Origin of the sequence: Micromonospora sp. NPDC049799 (genome assembly GCF_040656655.1) — a bacterium.
Taxonomy (GTDB): Bacteria; Actinomycetota; Actinomycetes; order Mycobacteriales; family Micromonosporaceae; genus Micromonospora.
Genome location: NZ_JBFAMU010000002.1, coordinates 42008 through 59244, shown reverse-complemented (window position 1 = coordinate 59244; position 17237 = coordinate 42008). Strand labels below are relative to the sequence as shown.

Sequence of the window (17237 nt, the reverse complement as noted above, 5' to 3'; positions counted from 1 at the left end):
GGGCCGCCGACCGGCCGGATGAACCGCCCGCCGGACCCGGGGCTGCCGCGTGACGCCGGGTACGCGCGCGCGGCGTCCGCCGACCTGTGTGATCAGCGGGAGCGCCCCGCTGGCCGAGGCCGTGATCGATCTCGCGGCGATCGCCGAGAACATCCGGACGATCGCGGCGATCGCACGCACCGGGTTGATGGCCGTGGTGAAGGCCGACGCGTTCGGGCACGGTGCGGTGCCGGTGGCGCGGGCTGCGGTGGGAGCCGGCGCCGCGTGGCTGGGTGTGACCTCGGCGACGGAGGCGGTGGCACTGCGATCGGCGGGCATCGACGCGCCCGTCCTGAGCTGGCTGCACCGCCCGGACGAGGACTTCACCCGCCTGATCGCCGCGGACGTCGACATCGCGGTGTCGACCCTCACCCATCTGCGGGCGATCGCCGACGCGGCCACGGAACTCGGTGTGCCGGCCGCGGTCCACCTCAAGGCGGACGTCGGTCTGTCCCGCAACGGTGCCGACGGCGACGAATGGCCCGACCTGGTCGCCTGGGCTCGCAAGCACGAGGCGGAGGGCACCGTCCGCGTACGCGGGGTGTGGTCCCACCTGACCAACGCCGATGTGCCGGGATGCCCCAGCATCGCGCGGCAGCTGTCGACGTTCCGGGAGGCGCTGCGGATTGCTCGGGATGCCGGGCTTGAGCCTGACGTGGTGCATCTGGCCAACTCGGCGGCGGCACTGGCCGCCCCGGAGACCCGGTTCGATCTCTGCCGGATCGGCCTGGCCATGTACGGCATCGACCCCTTCGGCGCGACCGGTCCTCGCCGCCTCGGCCTGCGACCCGCCATGGCCCTGCGGTCACGGGTGATCAACCTGAAGCGCGTGCCCGCCGGGACCGGCGTCTCGTACGGACCAGACCACGTGACCGGTCGGCCGACCACGCTCGCTCTGCTGCCGCTCGGGTACGCCGATGGTCTGTCGCGCACCGCCGAGGGCCGCGGGCGGGTCTGGCTCGCTGGTCGACGGTGTCCGATCGTCGGCCGCATCGCCATGGATCAGTGCGTCGTCGATGTCGGTGATCTACCGGTGGCCCTCGGCGATCCCGTGGTCGTCTTCGGCCCCGGCGCCGCGCCGGGCTCGCCGGACACGGCCGAGCCGACGGCCGCCGAGTGGGCGCGGTGGGCCGGCACCAACCCGCACGAAGTCTTGACCGGAATCGGCGCGCGAGTGGCGCGCGTACACCTGCACGGGGAAGCGGCGACATCATGACTGTTCGTCTGGCGGTGCTGTTCGGTGGACGCAGCGGGGAGCACGACGTCTCCCGGCGCTCGGCGGAGAGCATCCTGGCCCATCTCGACCGCGACACGTACGACGTGACCGAGGTGCTGATCGAGCGGGACGGCCGGTGGCGGGTGGACGGCGAGCCGGCCGCGTTCGCGCAGGCGCTGCGGATTCTCGGCAACCAGGACGTGGTGTTCCCGGCGCTGCACGGCCCGTACGGCGAGGACGGCACCGTCCAGTCGATGCTGGAGTGGCTCGGCGTCGCGTTCGTCGGCAACGGTGTCTTCGCCAGCGCCGCGGGGATGGACAAGCCGGTCACGAAGAAACTCCTCGCCGCCGACGGCCTGCGCGTGGCCGCCGGGGTGACGCTGCGGCCCGACGAGGAACTGTCGTCGCGGGACCAGGAGCGCCTGGGACTGCCCGTCTTCGTCAAACCGGCCCGGGCCGGCTCCAGCCTGGGGGTCTCCAAGGTCGAACGATGGGCGCAGCTGTCCGCCGCCCTGCGGCTCGCGCGCGAGAGCGACTCGAAGGTTCTCGTCGAGCGCGCCGTAAGCGGGCGCGAGATCGACGTCGGCGTCCTCCAGCACCCGGACGGTCGCGTCGAAGCCGGGCCGCCGCTGGAGATCCGGGTGTCGGACGCCGCCTTCTTCGACTACGACGCCAAGTACGACGGCGGTGCCGACTTCCACATTCCGGCCCGGCTCGACCCCGGCACCGCCCGACTGCTGCAGGACCGGGCTGTGCAGGCATTCCACGCGCTCGGCTGCCGTGGGCTCCTCCGCGTGGACTTCTTCCTCCCCGAACCGGACGCCGACCACGACCACGACCACGACCACGGTACGGCGTGGACCGGAGACGGCCGGGAGCCGGTGATCAACGAGGTCAACACCTTCCCCGGATTCACCGCCGCATCGCAGTACCCGCAGATCTGGCAGCGGGCCGGAATCGACTTCCCGGCGCTGCTCGACATCCTCATCCAGGGCGCACTGCACCGAGACGTCGCCGTCTCCGCCTGCCCGAGGTCCTGCTGATGGCCATCTACACCGCCGGACATCTCCGCAGCATCCGCGTGATCGTCACCGGCGGAGGAACGGGCGGACACACCTACCCCGCGCTCACCACGATCCGTACGCTCCGCGCCCGACTGGCGGCGGCCGGCACCGCGCCGGACATCCTCTGGGTGGGCGTCGCCCACGGACTGGAGGCCGGAGTCGCCCGGCAGGAGGGCATCCCCTTCACGGCGATCACCACCGGCAAACTCCGCCGCTCGCCGAACCTGCACGAGTGGGGCCGCAACCTCGCCGACGCCTTCCGGGTGCCGCTCGGCATCGTCCAGGCCGTCATGGTCCTCGTGCGCGCCCGGCCCGACGTGGTCTTCTCCACCGGCGGGTACGTCTGCGTCCCGATCGGGATCGCCGCCTGGGTGACCGGCACCCCGCTGGTCATGCACGAGCAGACCCTCATGGTCGGGCTGGCGAACCGGGTCCTCGCCCGCCTGGCCGACCGGGTCCTGCTGAGCCACGAATCCTCCGTCGCCCATCTGCCCGCCCGGGCGAAACTCCGCGCGGTGGTCACCGGCAACCCGATCCGGCCCGAGATCCTCGCCGGTGACCGCGACCGGGCGCTCGCCGCGTACCACCTGGATCCGCGCCTGCCGCTGGTGTACGTCACCGGCGGCGCCCAGGGCGCCGTCCAGGTCAACGACCTGATCGCCGACATCCTCCCCGGCCTCCTGCCGAGATGTCAGGTTCTGCACCAGTGCGGCGACCACTCCTTCCACCGGATGCGGCAGGTCTCGGCCGCCCTCCCGGAACACCTGCGCAGCAGGTACCGGGTCGTCGACTACGTCCACGGCGAGCTGCCCGACGTCCTGAGCGCCGCGGACATCGTCGTCGCGCGCAGCGGCGCCGGTACCGTCGCCGAACTCACCGCCCTGGGCAAGGCGTGCGTCTTCATCCCACTCATCCCCACGGGGGGTGACGAACAGCGGCGGACCGCCCGGCACCTCGCCGACGCCGGCGCCTCCCGAATGCTCGCCGGCTCGGACGCGTCCGCCGACCGCCTCTACCAGGAGATCATGGCGCTGCTCGGCCGCCCGGAGCGACGCCGGGAGCTGGCCGACGCCGCCCGTCGACACGGCCGCCCCCACGCGTCCACGGCCGTGGCCGGCGCGATCATCGACGCCGCCGGCCGGTACCGATCGTGACCCCTGCGTCTGACGGGAGCGTCGCTCTCGGGGTCTCGCTCGGTGAGGGCACCCGCGGGGCTGGCGCTGCTCGCGGGCCATCTGGAGGGCTACATGTTCCCGGTCAGCGTTGCAGGGGAAGCCCAGGCAACAGCGATACCAGAATGCTGCCCTGTCCGTCCGACCGGCCATCCGGAGGAGAAATCGTCCGTGCGGCCCTGCCGGTGCCGAGAATGAGACCGGTGGCGAACAGTGACGGGACGACGACGAGTGAGGGAGCAACCATGGATCGACGACCCAGCCCGGTACAGCCCTCCAGTGAGTCGACGAGCCTCTGGCACCAGGGCCTGTCGCTCGGATCCAAGGCCTTGCAGGACACCGCGCCGCTGAAGGGATTCGACGCCTACGTCGTCGGGTTCCACCCAGCCAAGGACGAGCCGTCCATGCAGATGGAGGCGCACCATTACTGCCGCCAGGTCAACGACGACTTCCTGCAGTGCGTGCTGTTCGACGGCAACACCGCTGAGGCGAACCTCATCGGCGTCGAGTACATCGTCTCCGAACGCCTCTACGACACCCTGCCCGAGGCGGAACGCCGCTACTGGCACCCGCACAACTACGAGGTGCTCGGCGGCTCACTCATAGCGCCAGGGCTACCGGAGCCGGCCGAGCGGGCGCTGATGGCGATGCTGATGAACAGCTACGGCAAGACCTGGCACACCTGGCACACCGGCCGCCTCGACACCGGCCCCGGTGACGCTCTGCCGCTGGGCGACCCGATGCTGATGTGGTCCTTCAACCGCGACGGTCAGTGCGACCCCGCCCTCGAAGAGCACCGCAACCAGGCGATGGGCGTAGACCGGGCCGACAAGCGGGAGTCCCGGTCCGGCCTGCTCGACCGCGCCCACCCGCAGGACGGAGTCGCCCTACTCGACGACGCCTTCCCGCACAGCACGCCGGTTCCTGGGGCGGTGGACCGGCGCACCGGGCGATAGCCGCGGACACCGACGGACATGTTCGCCGTTCCGCGGTCGTGCACGCCGGAATGGTCAGGAACGTTCGGCGACCACGACCGTGTCCAGGGCGTCCACAGCTCGGCCCTCCACCGTCACGGGCCGGCGAGCATTCTCAGCTCGGCGGATCCGCAGCCCCGGCAACTCTTTCACCACCGCCTCGGGGTGAGCAGGATATCGGGGTCCTGCGGGCCACCCGTGCCGCCGGAGAGGTTCCCGAGGTCGTGGCCGACCACGAGGACCCGCCCGTCGGCACGTACCGCGGGGCGGGCGGTGGCCAGCACGGCGGCGATCTCGGCGGCAGGCAGGTGCAGGTACGCGATCAGCACCAGGTTGAAGCCGTCGGCGGGCGGCTTGTACTCGGTGCCGTCGGCCACCTGCCAGTCGACGCTGACGTCTCGCTGGCGGGCCAGCTCCCGGCCCCGCTCGATGGCCACCGCGGAGAAGTCGACTGCGCTGACCTCCCAGCCTGCTGTGCCAGCCACACCGCGTTGCGTCCCTCACCGGCGGCGAGGTCGATCGCCCTGCCGGGGGACAGACCGGCGACCTCTTCCACCTTGCCGAAGTCGGCGGCGGACGGGGTCGAGGCCGTCAGCTGCCTGCCAGGTGGGCGGGACTCCCGGCCGGGGGTGGCGAGTTGGTCGGACAGGTGGCGAGTTGGTCGGACAGGTGGCGAGTTGGTCGGACAGGTGGCGTCTTGGAGGGCCAGGCCGGCGGAGGCGACCGCCACGGCCGGCGGTCCGGCCAGGAGCAGTCCGATAGCGCTGGCGGCGACGAGGCGATGGAGGATTCGGGGTCGGGCCGGCGGGGCGAGCATCAGGAGACAGACTTCCGCGCCCACTCGGACGCGAGATGACTACCCGCCTACGCCGTGGTCACGGCTGCCTGCGGGTAGTCATCTGCTGTTCAGGCCAGAGCGAGGAAGAGCTTCTCCAGCTCCTCTTCGGTCATCTCCGGTGCCTCGCCCCTGTCCCGAGCGGCGTTGCAGTGCCGCATCCCCGAGGCAATGATCTTGTAGCCCGCGCGGTCGATCGCCTTCGACACCGCAGCCAACTGGGTCAGCGCCTCACGGCAGTCCTGCCCGCTCTCCATCATTTCGATGACCGCGTTGAGCTGCCCTCGTGCCCGCTTGAGCCGGGTCAGCGCCTCGCTGGTCATGTCAGGCCGAAGCTTCACCGCACTACCTCCCGCGCCTAAAGATACCCCAGGGGGTACAGCCTCACCTGCCGATACCCCCACGGGTATCCTCAACCGCATGGGTCGCCCGGGCATTCCCGGCCCATCCGGAGGACGCACCCCGGCGACCGCCCTTCTCACCCCAGGAGGTTCCATGGCTTCGGTACGGCACCACCAGGTGGTCATCGTCGGCGGTGGTACGGCGGGGATCAGCGTCGCGGCGCGGCTGCGCCGGGGGAACGTTCACGACATCGCTCTGATCGAGCCCGCCGAGCAGCACTACTACCAGCCGCTCTGGACGCTCGTGGGCGGCGGACTGGCCACCGCGGCGGAAACGGCAAGGCCGGAACGAAAGCTCATCCCGAAGGGGGTGACCTGGATCCGGGACCGGGCAACCGGGGTCGACCCGGACAATCGCACCGTCTCGCTCGCCGGCGGCGAGACCGTGGCATACGACCAGCTCGTCATGGCACCAGGGCTCCAGCTCGACTTCGACGCGGTACCCGGCCTGGCCGAGTCGGTGGGCCAACGCGGGGTGTCCAGCAACTACCGACCCGACCTGGCCCCGCTCACCTGGGACTTCATCCGGGCCGTACGCGGCGGCACGGCGATCTTCACCATGCCGGCCGGACCGATCAAGTGCGGCGGCGCCCCACAGAAGATCGCCTACCTGGCGGCCGACTGGTGGCGGCGGCAGGGCCTGCTGGACGGCATCCGGACAATCCTGGTGCTGCCCACGCCGGCGATCTTCAGCCAGCCGGACTGGGCGAAGGTCCTCACCGGCATCGCCGCGAACTACGGCATCGAGGTGCGCTGCGACTCCCAGCTCGTCGAGGTGGGCGGCGAGAGCCGGCGGGCAGTGATCCTGGACAACGCCTCGGGCACCAAGGAGACGATCGACTACGAGCTGCTGCACGCGGTGCCGCCGCAGAGCGCGCCGGACTGGCTCAAGGGCGGCCCACTGGCCGATCCGGCCAGCCCGTTCGGCTACCTGGCGGTCGACCAGTACACCCTGCAGAGCACCGGCTGGCCCGACGTGTTCGCGCTCGGGGACGTGGCCAACCTGCCCACCTCCAAGACCGGGGCGGCCATCCGCAAGCAGGCGCCGGTCGTGGTGACCAACCTGCTCGCGGCCCGCCGGGGCGAGCCGTTGCCGGCGCGCTACGACGGCTACACGTCCTGCCCACTGGTGACGGCACACAACCGCATGCTGCTGGCCGAGTTCGACTACGAGCTCAAGCCGAAGCCGAGCTTCCCGTTGATCGACACGATGAAGCCGCGCTACGACATGTGGCTGCTCAAGCGGTACGGCCTGCCGGCGATGTACTGGCACGGGATGCTCCGGGGACTGGCCTGAGCGGGCATCTCCAAACAGCCGGAGCCGACCCGTCGGGGTCGGCATCATGTCAACTGAGGGGAGCAAACGCATGAGCTACGCGATGACCGTCCGCCTGTCCACCGGGTTCGGCCCGACCGTCGAGCGCGTCCGGGCGGCACTGAAGGACCAGGGCTTCGGGGTGCTGACCGAGATCGACATGCGGTCGACGCTCCGCGAGAAGCTGGGTGCCGACGTCGAGGACTACGTCATCCTCGGTGCCTGCAACCCGCCCCTGGCGCACCGCGCCATGCAGGCGGACCCGGCCATCGGCCTGCTCCTGCCGTGCAACGTGGTGGTCCGCGCCGAGGGGGCGGACAGCACGGTGGTGCAGGCCATGGACCCACAGGTGATGGTGCAGCTCAGCGACGCGCCCGAGCTGCGAGGGGTGGCCGACGAGGCCGCCGCTCGGCTGCGGGCCGCGCTTGACGTCCTGTCGGCCTGACGCGCGGCAGGGGTGCGGGATGTGCCCGCACCCCTGCGCCGTCGCGTCAGCGGCCGGCCGTACTTTCGGCCACCTTCGCCCGCACCTCGTCCATGTCCAGGTCGCGAACGGCCTGGATAACCTGCTCCAACGCGGCGGCCGGCAGCGCGCCGGGCTGGGCGAAGACCAGGATGCCGTCGCGGAAGGCCATCAGCGTCGGGATGGACCGGATCTGGGCGGCCGCAGCGAGGTTCTGCTCCGCCTCGGTGTCGACCTTGCCGAACACGATGTCGGCGTGCTTCTCGCTGGCCTTCTCGAAGACCGGCGCGAAGCTGCGGCAGGGGCCGCACCAACTGGCCCAGAAGTCGACCAGGACAATGCCGTCCCGGGTGACGGTCTCCTCGAAGCTGGCTGCAGTCAGCGCCACGCTCGCCATGTTCCACCTCCGTGCGTCGACGGCGTTCTACGGTGACAACAACATACCCTAGGGGGTATATCTTCCCAGCGACCCCCGCTCACACCCACCGAACCGGGTGGACGGAATGCGAGGCGACCTGACCGGGTTACGCTCGTCGTTGATACCCCCGGGGGTATAGACGTCCGAGGAGAAAAAATGCGAGAGGTGAACCTGACGGACTTCGCCGCCGCGCACGCCGATGGCGCCACGGTGGTCGATGTCCGGGAGCCGTTCGAGTACGTCGAGGGCCACGTGGCCGGCGCACGCCTGGTGCCGCTGGCCCAACTGCCCACCGCGGTGAGGGATCTTCCCCGTAGCCGACCCGTCTACGTCATCTGCGCCAGCGGCAACCGCAGCCTCACCGCCGCGCAGTTCCTGGCCCGCGCCGGCATCGACGCCCGCTCGGTCAGCGGCGGCATCGGCGGATGGGTCCGCAGCGGTCGGCCCGTCGTGGCGGGGCCGGACGCATGAAACTCGGCGGGATCCTGAAAAAGGTCTTCGGAAAGTCCTACACGTCCGTGGGACCCGAGCAGGCGGCTGACCTGATGGCCAGCGGTGGGGTGCTGCTGGACGTCCGGGAGCCGGCCGAGTGGCGGGCTGGGCACGCACCACGGGCCCGGCACATCCCGCTCGGCCAGTTGGCGGAGCGACTCAGGGACATCCCGGCCGACCGGCCGGTCGTCACCGTGTGCCGCTCCGGAGCACGTTCCCGGCAGGCGGCCGCGCTGCTCGCCCGGGACCACGGCCAGGTCCACAACCTGGCCGGCGGCATGCGGGCCTGGGTCGACGCCGGGTTGCCGCTGCAGGCGAAGGGCGGCCGGCCGGGCCGGCTGATCTGACCACCCGGCCCGCAGGCCGAGGGTCCCGGAAGGGCGGGACCTTGGGCCCGGAGCATACCCCCGGGGGTATGCGCTATCGTGTTTACATCGCCGGTCATCACTACGAAGGAGTTCAGCGCCATGTTGTTCACCCAGTACTACCTGGACTGCCTGTCCCAGGCCTCGTACCTCATCGGTGACGAGACCACCGGTCGGGCGGTGCTCGTCGACCCGCGCCGGGACATCGACGAGTACCTGACCGACGCGCGGGCGCACGGCCTGACGATCGAAGGGGTGATCAACACCCACTTCCACGCCGACTTCCTCGCCGGCCACCTGGAGGTGGCCGCGGCGACCGGGGCGTGGATCGGCTACGGCCACCGGGCCGAGACCGAGTACCCGAGCCGCAAGCTGCGCGACGGGGAGCGGATCAGCCTTGGCGACGTGACCCTGGAGATCATGGAGACCCCGGGCCACACGCCGGAGTCCGTCAGCGTCCTGGTCTACGAGCGCGCCGACGACGCGGTGCCGTACGGGGTGATGACCGGCGACGCGCTGTTCATCGGTGACGTCGGCCGCCCCGACCTGCTCGCCTCCCTCGGTGTGACCGCCGGCGAGCTGGGCAGCATGCTCTACGACAGCGTGCAGCGCAAGCTCATGGGCCTGCCGGACGAGGTGCGGGTCTTCCCGGCCCACGGCGCGGGCTCGGCCTGCGGCAAGAACCTGTCCACCGAGCGGCAGTCCACCATCGGCGAGCAGCGCCGCACCAACTACGCCTGCGCCCCGATGAGCGAGGAGCAGTTCGTCGCCCTGGTCACCGGCGGCCAGCCGTCGGCGCCCGGCTACTTCGCCTTCGACGCCGTGCTCAACCGCAAGGCGCGGGAGCTGTTCGACCACAGCAAGGCCTCCCGTCCGCTGGGCGCCGCCGAGTTCGCCCAGGCCCGGGCCGAGGGCGCGGTGGTGATCGACGCCCGCGACCCACAGGAGTTCGCCGCGGGTCACGTGCGGGGTGCGATCAACATCCCGGCCGACGGCCGGTTCGCCGAGACCGCCGGCAGCGTGGTCGCCCCGGACCGTAAGGTGCTCGTGGTCGCCCCACAGGACCGGGAAGAGGAGATCGTCGTACGCCTCGCCCGGATTGGCTTCGACCAGGTGATCGGGTACCTGCGGGAGCCCGAGGGGGCCTTCCTGGAGATGGTCGCCGACATGACCCGGGCCAGCCGGGTGACCGCCACGGAACTGCGCGGGGCGCTGGACGGGCCCGAGGCGCCTGTGGTGCTGGACGTGCGCAACGCCGGTGAGCGGGAGCAGGGCGCCGTCGACGGCTCGCTGCACATCCCGCTGGCCGAGCTGACCCGACGGGTCGACGAGGTGCCGACCGACCGGCCGGTCGTGGTGCACTGCGCCGGCGGCTACCGCTCCTCCGTGGCGGCCAGCCTGCTCCGCAACGCTGGTCGGGCGGACGTCTCCGACCTGCTTGGCGGGTACGGCGCGTGGCAGACGCTGCACGCAGCGGTCTGATTCCACCATTACGAGGCGGGCAGGTGACCGAGGGCGCCTCGGTCACCTGCCCGTCTGTGGGGCGAAGGTGAGGGATGAAAGAGAAGGGTGTGGACATGACCGCGAGCCCCGTCGGGCCCAGGCTCGGCCTACGGGCGAACGCCGCCCAGTTCCTCCTCCTCGTCGTGGTCAACGCGTTGGTGGGTGGCGTGCTCGGCACCGAGCGCACCGTCCTGCCGCTGCTGGGGCAGCAGGAGTTCCACCTGACCGCCTACACCGCCGCCCTCACCTACATCCTCGCCTTCGGCGCCACCAAGGCGGTCACCAACTTCTTCGCCGGCACCCTCTCCGACCGGTACGGCCGCAAGCCGGTGCTGCTGGCCGGCTGGCTGGTGGCGATCCCCGTCCCGCTGATCCTCATCTGGGCGCCGAGCTGGGGCTGGGTGGTGGCGGCCAACGTCCTGCTTGGCCTGAACCAGGGGCTGGCCTGGTCCACCACGGTGATCATGAAGATCGACCTGGTCGGCCCGCGTCGGCGCGGTCTCGCAATGGGGCTGAACGAGGCGGCCGGATATCTCGCAGTGGCCGCGACGGCGCTGGCGACCGGAGCGTTGGCCGATCATTACGGCCTGCGGCCCGCGCCGTTCCTGCTGGGCGCGGCCTACGTGGCGGTGGGCCTCGGCCTGGCGTCGCTCCTGGTGCGGGAGACGCGCGGGCACGCCCACCACGAAGCGGCCACCCACCAGGTTGCCGAGGGCGCTCACCGGGGCGATCTCACCACCCGCCAGGTCTTCGGCATGGTCAGCTGGCGCGAACCGGCACTCAGCTCGGCCAGCCAGGCCGGCCTGGTGAACAACCTGAACGACGGCCTCGCCTGGGGCCTGTTTCCCGTGCTGTTCGCCGCCGCCGGCCTCTCCCTACCAAGGATCGGGGTGCTGGCGGCCCTCTATCCCGCGATCTGGGGCCTGGGCCAGATCATCACCGGTCCTCTCTCGGACCGGTTCGGACGCAAACCATTCATCGTGGTCGGGATGCTGACCCAGGCCGGCGCCCTCGGGCTGATCGCCGGCGCGCGCAGCTTCGGCTGGTGGGCGACTGCCGCGATCCTGCTCGGTGCTGGCACCGCCATGGTCTATCCCACCCTGCTCGCGGCGATCGGCGACGTCGCGCATCCGGTGTGGCGGGCCCGCGCGGTCGGCATCTACCGACTCTGGCGCGACGGTGGCTTCGCGGTCGGCGCACTACTGGCCGGCTTCCTGGCGGACGTCGTCGGTATCCGGGGCGCCACCTGGGTGGTGGCGGCCCTCACCGCCGCGTCCGGCCTGATCGTCGCCGGGCGGATGTACGAGACGCATCGGGGCACCCGCCGCCCTGCGGTTGACCGAGAAGATCTTCATCTCCCCCGGTCCACCGGTCGGGCAGGGCTGACATCAGGCTGAGAGCTCCCCCTTCACATGCTGCGCGAGCTCGCTCAGCATTGCGGGCACGCGGACATCCTGCGTGAGCAGTTACTGAGCCAGTACCAGCTCACGCAGCGGACCGCGCACCGGAGGAAGGTCCAGCATCCCGCCGCCTCAGCCGTGCGATGGAGCCCCGACGCTGCGGCGGGCGACCAGGGTCGGCGCGATGGTCCGCCGCAGCGCGCCGCCGGTGGCCGACTCGATCTGCGTCAGCAGCATCTCCAGGCTCGCCTGGGCGACGGCGGCGAAGTCCGGCCGGATCGTGGTCAGCGGCGGGATGAAGTAGGCGGCCTCCGGCACATCGTCGAAGCCCACCACGCTGATGTCGTCCGGCACCCGGCGGCCGTGCTCGTGCAGGGCACGCAGCACACCGAGGGCCAGGTGGTCGTTGGCGGTGAAGACCGCGGTGACCTCCGGCATCCGGGCCAGCATCTGCCCGCACCGGTAGCCGGCTGCGGCGGACCAGTCCGCCGGCACCAGCGGCGGCACCTCCGCTCCCGCCGCCTGCAACGCCTCCCGCCACCCCTCGATCCGGCCGGCACTGTCGAACCAGTCCGGTGGCCCGGACACGTGCCACACCGTCCGGTGCCCGGCCTCGAGCAGGTGCGCGGTGGCGGCCCGGGCGCCGGCCACCTGGTCCACGGTCACCAGCGGCACCGGCCGGCGCGGATCGCCGTCGACCGTGACCAGCGGAACGTCCTTGGGTAGCCGCTCGAGGGCCTCGCCGGCCGACTCGACCGGCGCGATCACCACGATGCCGGCGACCCGGTGCGCCAGGTGCCGCTCCACCGCCGCCGAGATCGAGCGGTGGTCCAGGTCGCGCACACTGCCGACGCTGACAGCGAAACCCGCCTCGGCAGCGGCCTGTTCGAGGGCGGCCAGCAGGGACGCCGGGCCGTAGAGGGTGGTGTTCTGCGCGACGACGCCGATCACCTGGGAACGGCCGGTCACCAGCGCGCGGGCCGCCCGATTGGGCCGGTAGCCGAGTTCGGTGATCGCCGCCTGCACCCGGAGCCGGGTCTGCTCCCGCACGTTCGGATGCCCGTTCAGCACCCGGGACACCGTCTGGTGGGACACGCCAGCGAGGCGAGCCACGTCCGTCATCGCAGGACTGCGCACGGCCACCTCACTCTCCTGCCTGCCTGCGGCGACCGCGTCCGGTCGATGTCGACTGAACCGGCGGTGGTACTAATCCCTCACGCAGGCCACGACGTGTTTCGAGTGGCCCACGGATCGCCGACAGTCTACGCCAGTTGTCGTGGCGGCCACGGCGTGGCCATAGTCACCGATCGAGTCTTCCATCGAGATACCGACAAAATTGGCGGGCGTCCTTCTTCCCTTCGCACCCGGAGTTGCGAAAGGCCCCTTGTCCAGCGGTGCTGGAGGAGACAACAGAACCTCGACGGGTACGCGTGCCCGGGGTGGGGACGCGGTTCTCGCGACCCCACCCCGGGCCATTTCCCAGCCCATCAGGGGACCGAGGGCAATCAATCATGATCGACGTCAGGGCGTTGTCAGGGAGAACCGGCGCACCGTCACCGCACCGCCTACGGACCGGGTGGCGTAATTGAAAATGCCGAACCGATATCCCATGAAGAACTGCCAGGCGTTGTTGAGGGTCAGCGCGTTGCCCAGCGGAACGAAGGTGACCCCGTCGGTGCTGTACGAGAACCGCGCCTGCCGGCCCGAGCCGGGTCGGATATCGGCGTTGGCCCGCAACCAGATTCGCCCGCCGGACACCGGGGCGCTGGCGATCTCGGTTCCGGTGCCGGTGGTGTTCCAGTTGTCGGTGCCCATGGTCAGGCCATTGGTCATGACCACGCGTGTGGCGCCGTTGTCCCGTCTGACGCCGATCCACGCGGACGTGTCGCGCAGCATCGCGAGCCCGGCCCGGTCGCCGTCGCGCATCTCGGAGTAGTCCAACTCGATGGTTCCGGTCGAGGTCGGACCCTGGATCCGGTGGGTCAGCGTGTTGCGGGCCCGGTAGAGGTCGGTGGTCACCGACGCAGCCTGCAGGCGCAGGCCGTTGTTCACCGACCACCGGCTGTCGTCCGGGTTGTGGTTCCATTCGTACTGGACGCCCAGGGTGGTGCCGCCGAAGGTGTCGGTGCCGGTGAGCGGCTTGACCGGGCGCAACGGCAGCGGGTTGGGGTAGTTGACGCCCCATGAGCCGTTGACGGTCTGCACCTGCGGCCAGCCGTCGGCGGTCCAGGTGATCGGCGCCAGCGTGGGCATCCGGCCGCCCGGGTACGCGTCGGTGAAGGCCATGTAGTACCAGGCGCCGTTCTGGGTCTGCACCAGTCCACCCTGGTGCGGCACGCCGCCGCCGGCGATCGGACCGGGCATGTCGAGCAGCACCTGCCGCTGCTCGTACGGGCCGAACGGACCGTTGGTGGACCTGAGCACGTACTGACCGTTGGCCGGCCGGGTGAGCCAGATGTAGTAGGCGCCGTTGCGCTTGTAGAACCGGGCCCCCTCCAGCGTGCCGATGCTCGACGGCGTCTGGTAAACCTGCTGGGCCCGTACCTGCGTACGCCCGTCGGCGGACAGCTGGGCGACGCTGATGGTTCCATTGCCGTACGCGACGTACATGGTGTCGTTGTCATCGATCAGCATCCCCGCGTCGTAGTAGCAGTTGGGGATGGTGGCGTGCCGGCTCCAGGTGCCGTCGACGGCCGAGGCGGTGTAGATGTGCGTCTGGGCGAAGTCGATGCAGCCGGCCCAGTAGAAGGTCCGGTTGCTCGGCCGGTAGTTCAGCGTCGACGCCCAGATGCCGTCGACGTACGCGTGGCTGCCGTTGGCCATGTCGTACTTCGACCCGAAGTCCAGCCGGGGCACCGAGTGCCCGGCGACCTCCCAGTTCACCAGGTCCCAGGAGCGCAGAACCGGCGCGCCGGGCGAGTAGTGCATGGTGGAGGCGGACATGTAGTAGACGTCGCCGACGCGGATGATGTCGACGTCCGCGAAATCCTGCCAGACCACCGGGTTGGTGAAGGTGCCCCCTGGCGTGCCGGGGTTGCCGGTGTCGCCGACGCGGACGAGTTGCCACTGCTGGTTGTTCCCGCCCCAGTCGTCGTACTGCACCACATTCGCGCCGTCAGCGGTCGAGGCGCCCTGCACCTCCACCACCCTGTTCGAGTTCCGGTTGATCAACCGCACATAGCCACCGGCCGAGTCCGCCAACCGGAACTGCTGGTTCACCCCGTTGTGATCCGCCCACTGCACAATGCCCGCACCGTTGGCCGTGGAGAAGTTGTACACATCCAGCACCTTGCCGGAATGCCGCGACTTCAGCCGGTAGTAGCCACCACCGGAATCCACGAACTGCCACTGCTGCCAGTTCCCGTCGTTACGCGACCACTGCGTGATCCGCGCCCCGTCGTTCGTGGCCAGGTTGTACACATCCAACGCCTTACCACTGTTGCGATTCACCAACACGTACCACGCGTTGGTATCCACCGTCGCCGCCGACGCAGGCGACGGCGCGACACCCACCAGAGCACCACCCACCACCACCGCCACAACCGCAGCAACCAACCGCGACAACCACCCACGCGGTACGGCACGCAAGAGCCCACCGATGGCAACCATGATCCTCCTCGGTCAGATTGTCGGCCGCCGGCCAGGCGGCAGGTCTGTCGAATGGGGCCGGCGCCCCCGCGCGAGCGGGGGCGCCGGCTTGTCAGCAGGTGGAGTTGGTCTGCGTCAGCAGACCCATCCGCCAGGGCAGCGCGATGTAGTCGCCGCCAGCGTTCGGGTCCTGTCCCTGATAAAGGAATTGCAGCCGGCAGGGGTTGATCGGCACGGTCTGATCGTTGCCGGACCGGATCAGCTCACCGTGGCTGAAGTCCTGCGTCCACGTGGTTCCGGAGAACGTCACGTTGTTGCGGTGGGCGAACGGGTTGGACTCGGTGGCCAGGTGCGGCGTCCACGAGCCGTTGAGGCTCGAGGACGTGAACGACCGGTACCAGCGGCGGCCGTTGGAGCCGATCGCCTCCTGGAGCAGCAGGTACTGGTTGCTGCCCGCCACCTTGTAGACCGCGGTGCCCTCGAACAGGTTGAACGCGTTCGAGTCCCGCAGGGCGATCTGCGTGTTGCCGAACCCGTTCGGGAAGTTGGCAAGCGTCGTCTGCGACCGGTAGATGTTGCCGTTGTCGTCGCTGGAGAAGAGGTAGCAGTTGGCGGTGTCGCAGATCATCCAGAAGTCGAGCCATGCCCCGTTGCCCTTGTTCTGGGTGACGATCGCCGGCTCGCTGCCCATGAAGTTGCGCGGAGTCGTCCAGGACCGCGGGTTGCTCGGGTCGGTGCTGGTCGAGTAAGTCGGCAACCCGGTCTGGTAGACCATGTACCACAGGTTGTGCGGCGCGAAGTAGAAGATGTGCGGCGCCGCCCGGTAGCCACGCCCGATCGGGGTCGCGGTGTCAAGGTAGGTGTGCGTCGCGGCGTTCGCCTGCGGCCAGTCCGCGAAGGAGAAGTGCACCAGGTTCCAGCCCTGCGACGGGCTGGCCGTGGTGGCGTACACCTGCCACGCGTTGTTGTGGCGCACCACTGTGTAGTCCTTGATCGCCCTGATGTCCGGGTGGGCCGCGTCCGGCTTGGGACCGGCGAGGACGCCGCTAGAGCTCCACCGGATCGACGACGGCAGGGTGCCGGGGTCGCCGGGGTTGCCGGTGTCGCCGACGCGGACGAGTTGCCACTGCTGGTTGTTCCCGCCCCAGTCGTCGTACTGCACCACATTCGCGCCGTCAGCGGTCGAGGCGCCCTGCACCTCCACCACCCTGTTCGAGTTCCGGTTGATCAACCGCACATAGCCACCGGCCGAGTCCGCCAACCGGAACTGCTGGTTCACCCCGTTGTGATCCGCCCACTGCACAATGCCCGCACCGTTGGCCGTGGAGAAGTTGTACACATCCAGCACCTTGCCGGAATGCCGCGACTTCAGCCGGTAGTAGCCACCACCGGAATCCACGAACTGCCACTGCTGCCAGTTCCCGTCGTTACGCGACCACTGCGTGATCCGCGCCCCGTCGTTCGTGGCCAGGTTGTACACATCCAACGCCTTACCACTGTTGCGATTCACCAACACGTACCACGCGTTGGTATCCACCGTCGCCGCCGACGCAGGCGACGGCGCGACACCCACCAGAGCACCACCCACCACCACCGCCACAACCGCAGCAACCAACCGCGACAACCACCCACGCGGTACGGCACGCAAGAGCCCACCGATGGCAACCATGATCCTCCTCCGATGACAGGTACTGGAACGGGTCCACTGAGCCGCCATCCCGAGGCGCCCGGATCACCCGGACCTGTGACGTCGCCGTGATGTGATCGCTAACACGCGCTTCTCTGCCCAATGAGTGCGCAACTGTCAGCCTGTCGACGATCGTCAACCCGGTAGCCATAGATGTCGGCCATCTATCCATCGACTGTGAGCGATAACACGACCGGAGTCAAGCCGTGGCACTCGGAGCCCGACGAGGCGTCCCCCGCCCGTCGGCGCCTCGCCCACGGCACCGCACCGCGGCAGGGTACGGACGCGGACGGGTGGCACTCCCC

16 protein-coding genes and 1 pseudogene are annotated in these 17237 nt (G+C 70.1%); 11 read left to right on the top strand and 6 right to left on the bottom strand.

Annotated features, from left to right (window positions below; translation table 11 throughout):
* Positions 1-88: 88 nt before the first annotated feature.
* From alr to AB0I76_RS00620, 4 genes are all read left to right on the top strand, one after another.
* The gene (gene alr, locus AB0I76_RS00635; protein ID WP_357027767.1) at positions 89-1255 is read left to right on the top strand and encodes an alanine racemase; all 1167 of its coding nucleotides are present in this window, start codon (positions 89-91) and stop codon (positions 1253-1255) included.
* Positions 1252-2298 carry a D-alanine--D-alanine ligase family protein gene (locus AB0I76_RS00630; RefSeq protein ID WP_357027763.1) on the top strand — a complete coding sequence of 349 codons (1047 nt, stop codon included), beginning with the start codon at positions 1252-1254 and terminating at the stop codon, positions 2296-2298. The genes alr and AB0I76_RS00630 overlap by 4 nt, the downstream gene beginning before the upstream one ends.
* Entirely contained in the window at positions 2298-3473 is a 1176-nt protein-coding gene (locus AB0I76_RS00625) for a UDP-N-acetylglucosamine--N-acetylmuramyl-(pentapeptide) pyrophosphoryl-undecaprenol N-acetylglucosamine transferase (RefSeq protein ID WP_357027760.1), read from the top strand. The genes AB0I76_RS00630 and AB0I76_RS00625 overlap by 1 nt, the downstream gene beginning before the upstream one ends.
* A 263-nt stretch (positions 3474-3736) precedes the next feature.
* Positions 3737-4447, top strand: coding sequence for an OBAP family protein (locus tag AB0I76_RS00620; protein ID WP_357027757.1), 711 nt, complete (start codon positions 3737-3739; stop codon positions 4445-4447).
* 167 nt (positions 4448-4614) lie between these two features.
* Here AB0I76_RS00620 and AB0I76_RS00615 read toward each other — a convergent pair whose 3' ends face one another.
* Together AB0I76_RS00615 and AB0I76_RS00610 are read right to left on the bottom strand one after the other, a co-directional pair.
* On the bottom strand, positions 4615-4950 hold the full coding sequence (locus AB0I76_RS00615) for a class I SAM-dependent methyltransferase (protein ID WP_357027754.1): 336 nt from the start codon (positions 4948-4950) through the stop codon (positions 4615-4617).
* A 421-nt stretch (positions 4951-5371) separates the two neighbouring features.
* On the bottom strand, positions 5372-5641 hold the full coding sequence (locus AB0I76_RS00610) for a metal-sensitive transcriptional regulator (protein ID WP_101409340.1): 270 nt from the start codon (positions 5639-5641) through the stop codon (positions 5372-5374).
* 154 nt (positions 5642-5795) lie between these two features.
* Between AB0I76_RS00610 and AB0I76_RS00605 the strand changes: the two genes are divergently transcribed.
* Entirely contained in the window at positions 5796-6998 is a 1203-nt protein-coding gene (locus AB0I76_RS00605) for an FAD/NAD(P)-binding oxidoreductase (RefSeq protein ID WP_357027749.1), read from the top strand.
* Between the two features lie 70 nt (positions 6999-7068).
* Positions 7069-7461, top strand: coding sequence for a DUF302 domain-containing protein (locus AB0I76_RS00600; RefSeq protein WP_357027746.1), 393 nt, complete (start codon positions 7069-7071; stop codon positions 7459-7461).
* Positions 7462-7507: 46 nt separating this feature from the next.
* Here the strand turns inward: AB0I76_RS00600 and trxA are convergent, their stop codons facing one another.
* Positions 7508-7876: a thioredoxin gene (trxA, locus tag AB0I76_RS00595; protein ID WP_357027743.1), complete on the bottom strand. Its 369-nt coding sequence runs from the start codon at positions 7874-7876 to the stop codon at positions 7508-7510.
* A gap of 177 nt (positions 7877-8053) precedes the next feature.
* On the opposite strand from trxA, the gene AB0I76_RS00590 reads away from it, so the two are divergent.
* The 5 genes and pseudogenes from AB0I76_RS00590 to AB0I76_RS00570 all read left to right on the top strand — a co-directional run.
* Positions 8054-8368, top strand: coding sequence for a rhodanese-like domain-containing protein (locus AB0I76_RS00590; RefSeq protein ID WP_357027740.1), 315 nt, complete (start codon positions 8054-8056; stop codon positions 8366-8368).
* A gap of 47 nt (positions 8369-8415) precedes the next feature.
* Positions 8416-8736 (top strand): rhodanese-like domain-containing protein, encoded by a 321-nt coding sequence (locus tag AB0I76_RS00585; protein ID WP_357027737.1) that lies wholly within the window; start codon positions 8416-8418, stop codon positions 8734-8736.
* Positions 8737-8856: 120 nt separating this feature from the next.
* Positions 8857-10236: a rhodanese-like domain-containing protein gene (locus AB0I76_RS00580; RefSeq protein ID WP_357027734.1), complete on the top strand. Its 1380-nt coding sequence runs from the start codon at positions 8857-8859 to the stop codon at positions 10234-10236.
* Between the two features lie 95 nt (positions 10237-10331).
* Positions 10332-11654 carry an MFS transporter gene (locus AB0I76_RS00575; protein ID WP_357027731.1) on the top strand — a complete coding sequence of 441 codons (1323 nt, stop codon included), beginning with the start codon at positions 10332-10334 and terminating at the stop codon, positions 11652-11654.
* Positions 11655-11666: 12 nt separating this feature from the next.
* Positions 11667-11723, top strand: a pseudogene (locus AB0I76_RS00570) (DUF664 domain-containing protein); the annotation flags it as partial.
* A gap of 66 nt (positions 11724-11789) precedes the next feature.
* On the opposite strand, the gene AB0I76_RS00565 reads toward AB0I76_RS00570, so the two are convergent.
* The 3 genes from AB0I76_RS00565 to AB0I76_RS00555 all read right to left on the bottom strand — a co-directional run bounded on the left by AB0I76_RS00565 (position 11790) and on the right by AB0I76_RS00555 (position 16914).
* The gene (locus AB0I76_RS00565) at positions 11790-12779 is read right to left on the bottom strand and encodes a LacI family DNA-binding transcriptional regulator (RefSeq protein WP_357027728.1); all 990 of its coding nucleotides are present in this window, start codon (positions 12777-12779) and stop codon (positions 11790-11792) included.
* A gap of 399 nt (positions 12780-13178) precedes the next feature.
* Entirely contained in the window at positions 13179-15266 is a 2088-nt protein-coding gene (locus tag AB0I76_RS00560; RefSeq protein WP_357027725.1) for a family 43 glycosylhydrolase, read from the bottom strand.
* A gap of 91 nt (positions 15267-15357) precedes the next feature.
* Positions 15358-16914: a non-reducing end alpha-L-arabinofuranosidase family hydrolase gene (locus AB0I76_RS00555; RefSeq protein ID WP_357027722.1), complete on the bottom strand. Its 1557-nt coding sequence runs from the start codon at positions 16912-16914 to the stop codon at positions 15358-15360.
* Between the last annotated feature and the right edge of the window lie 323 nt (positions 16915-17237).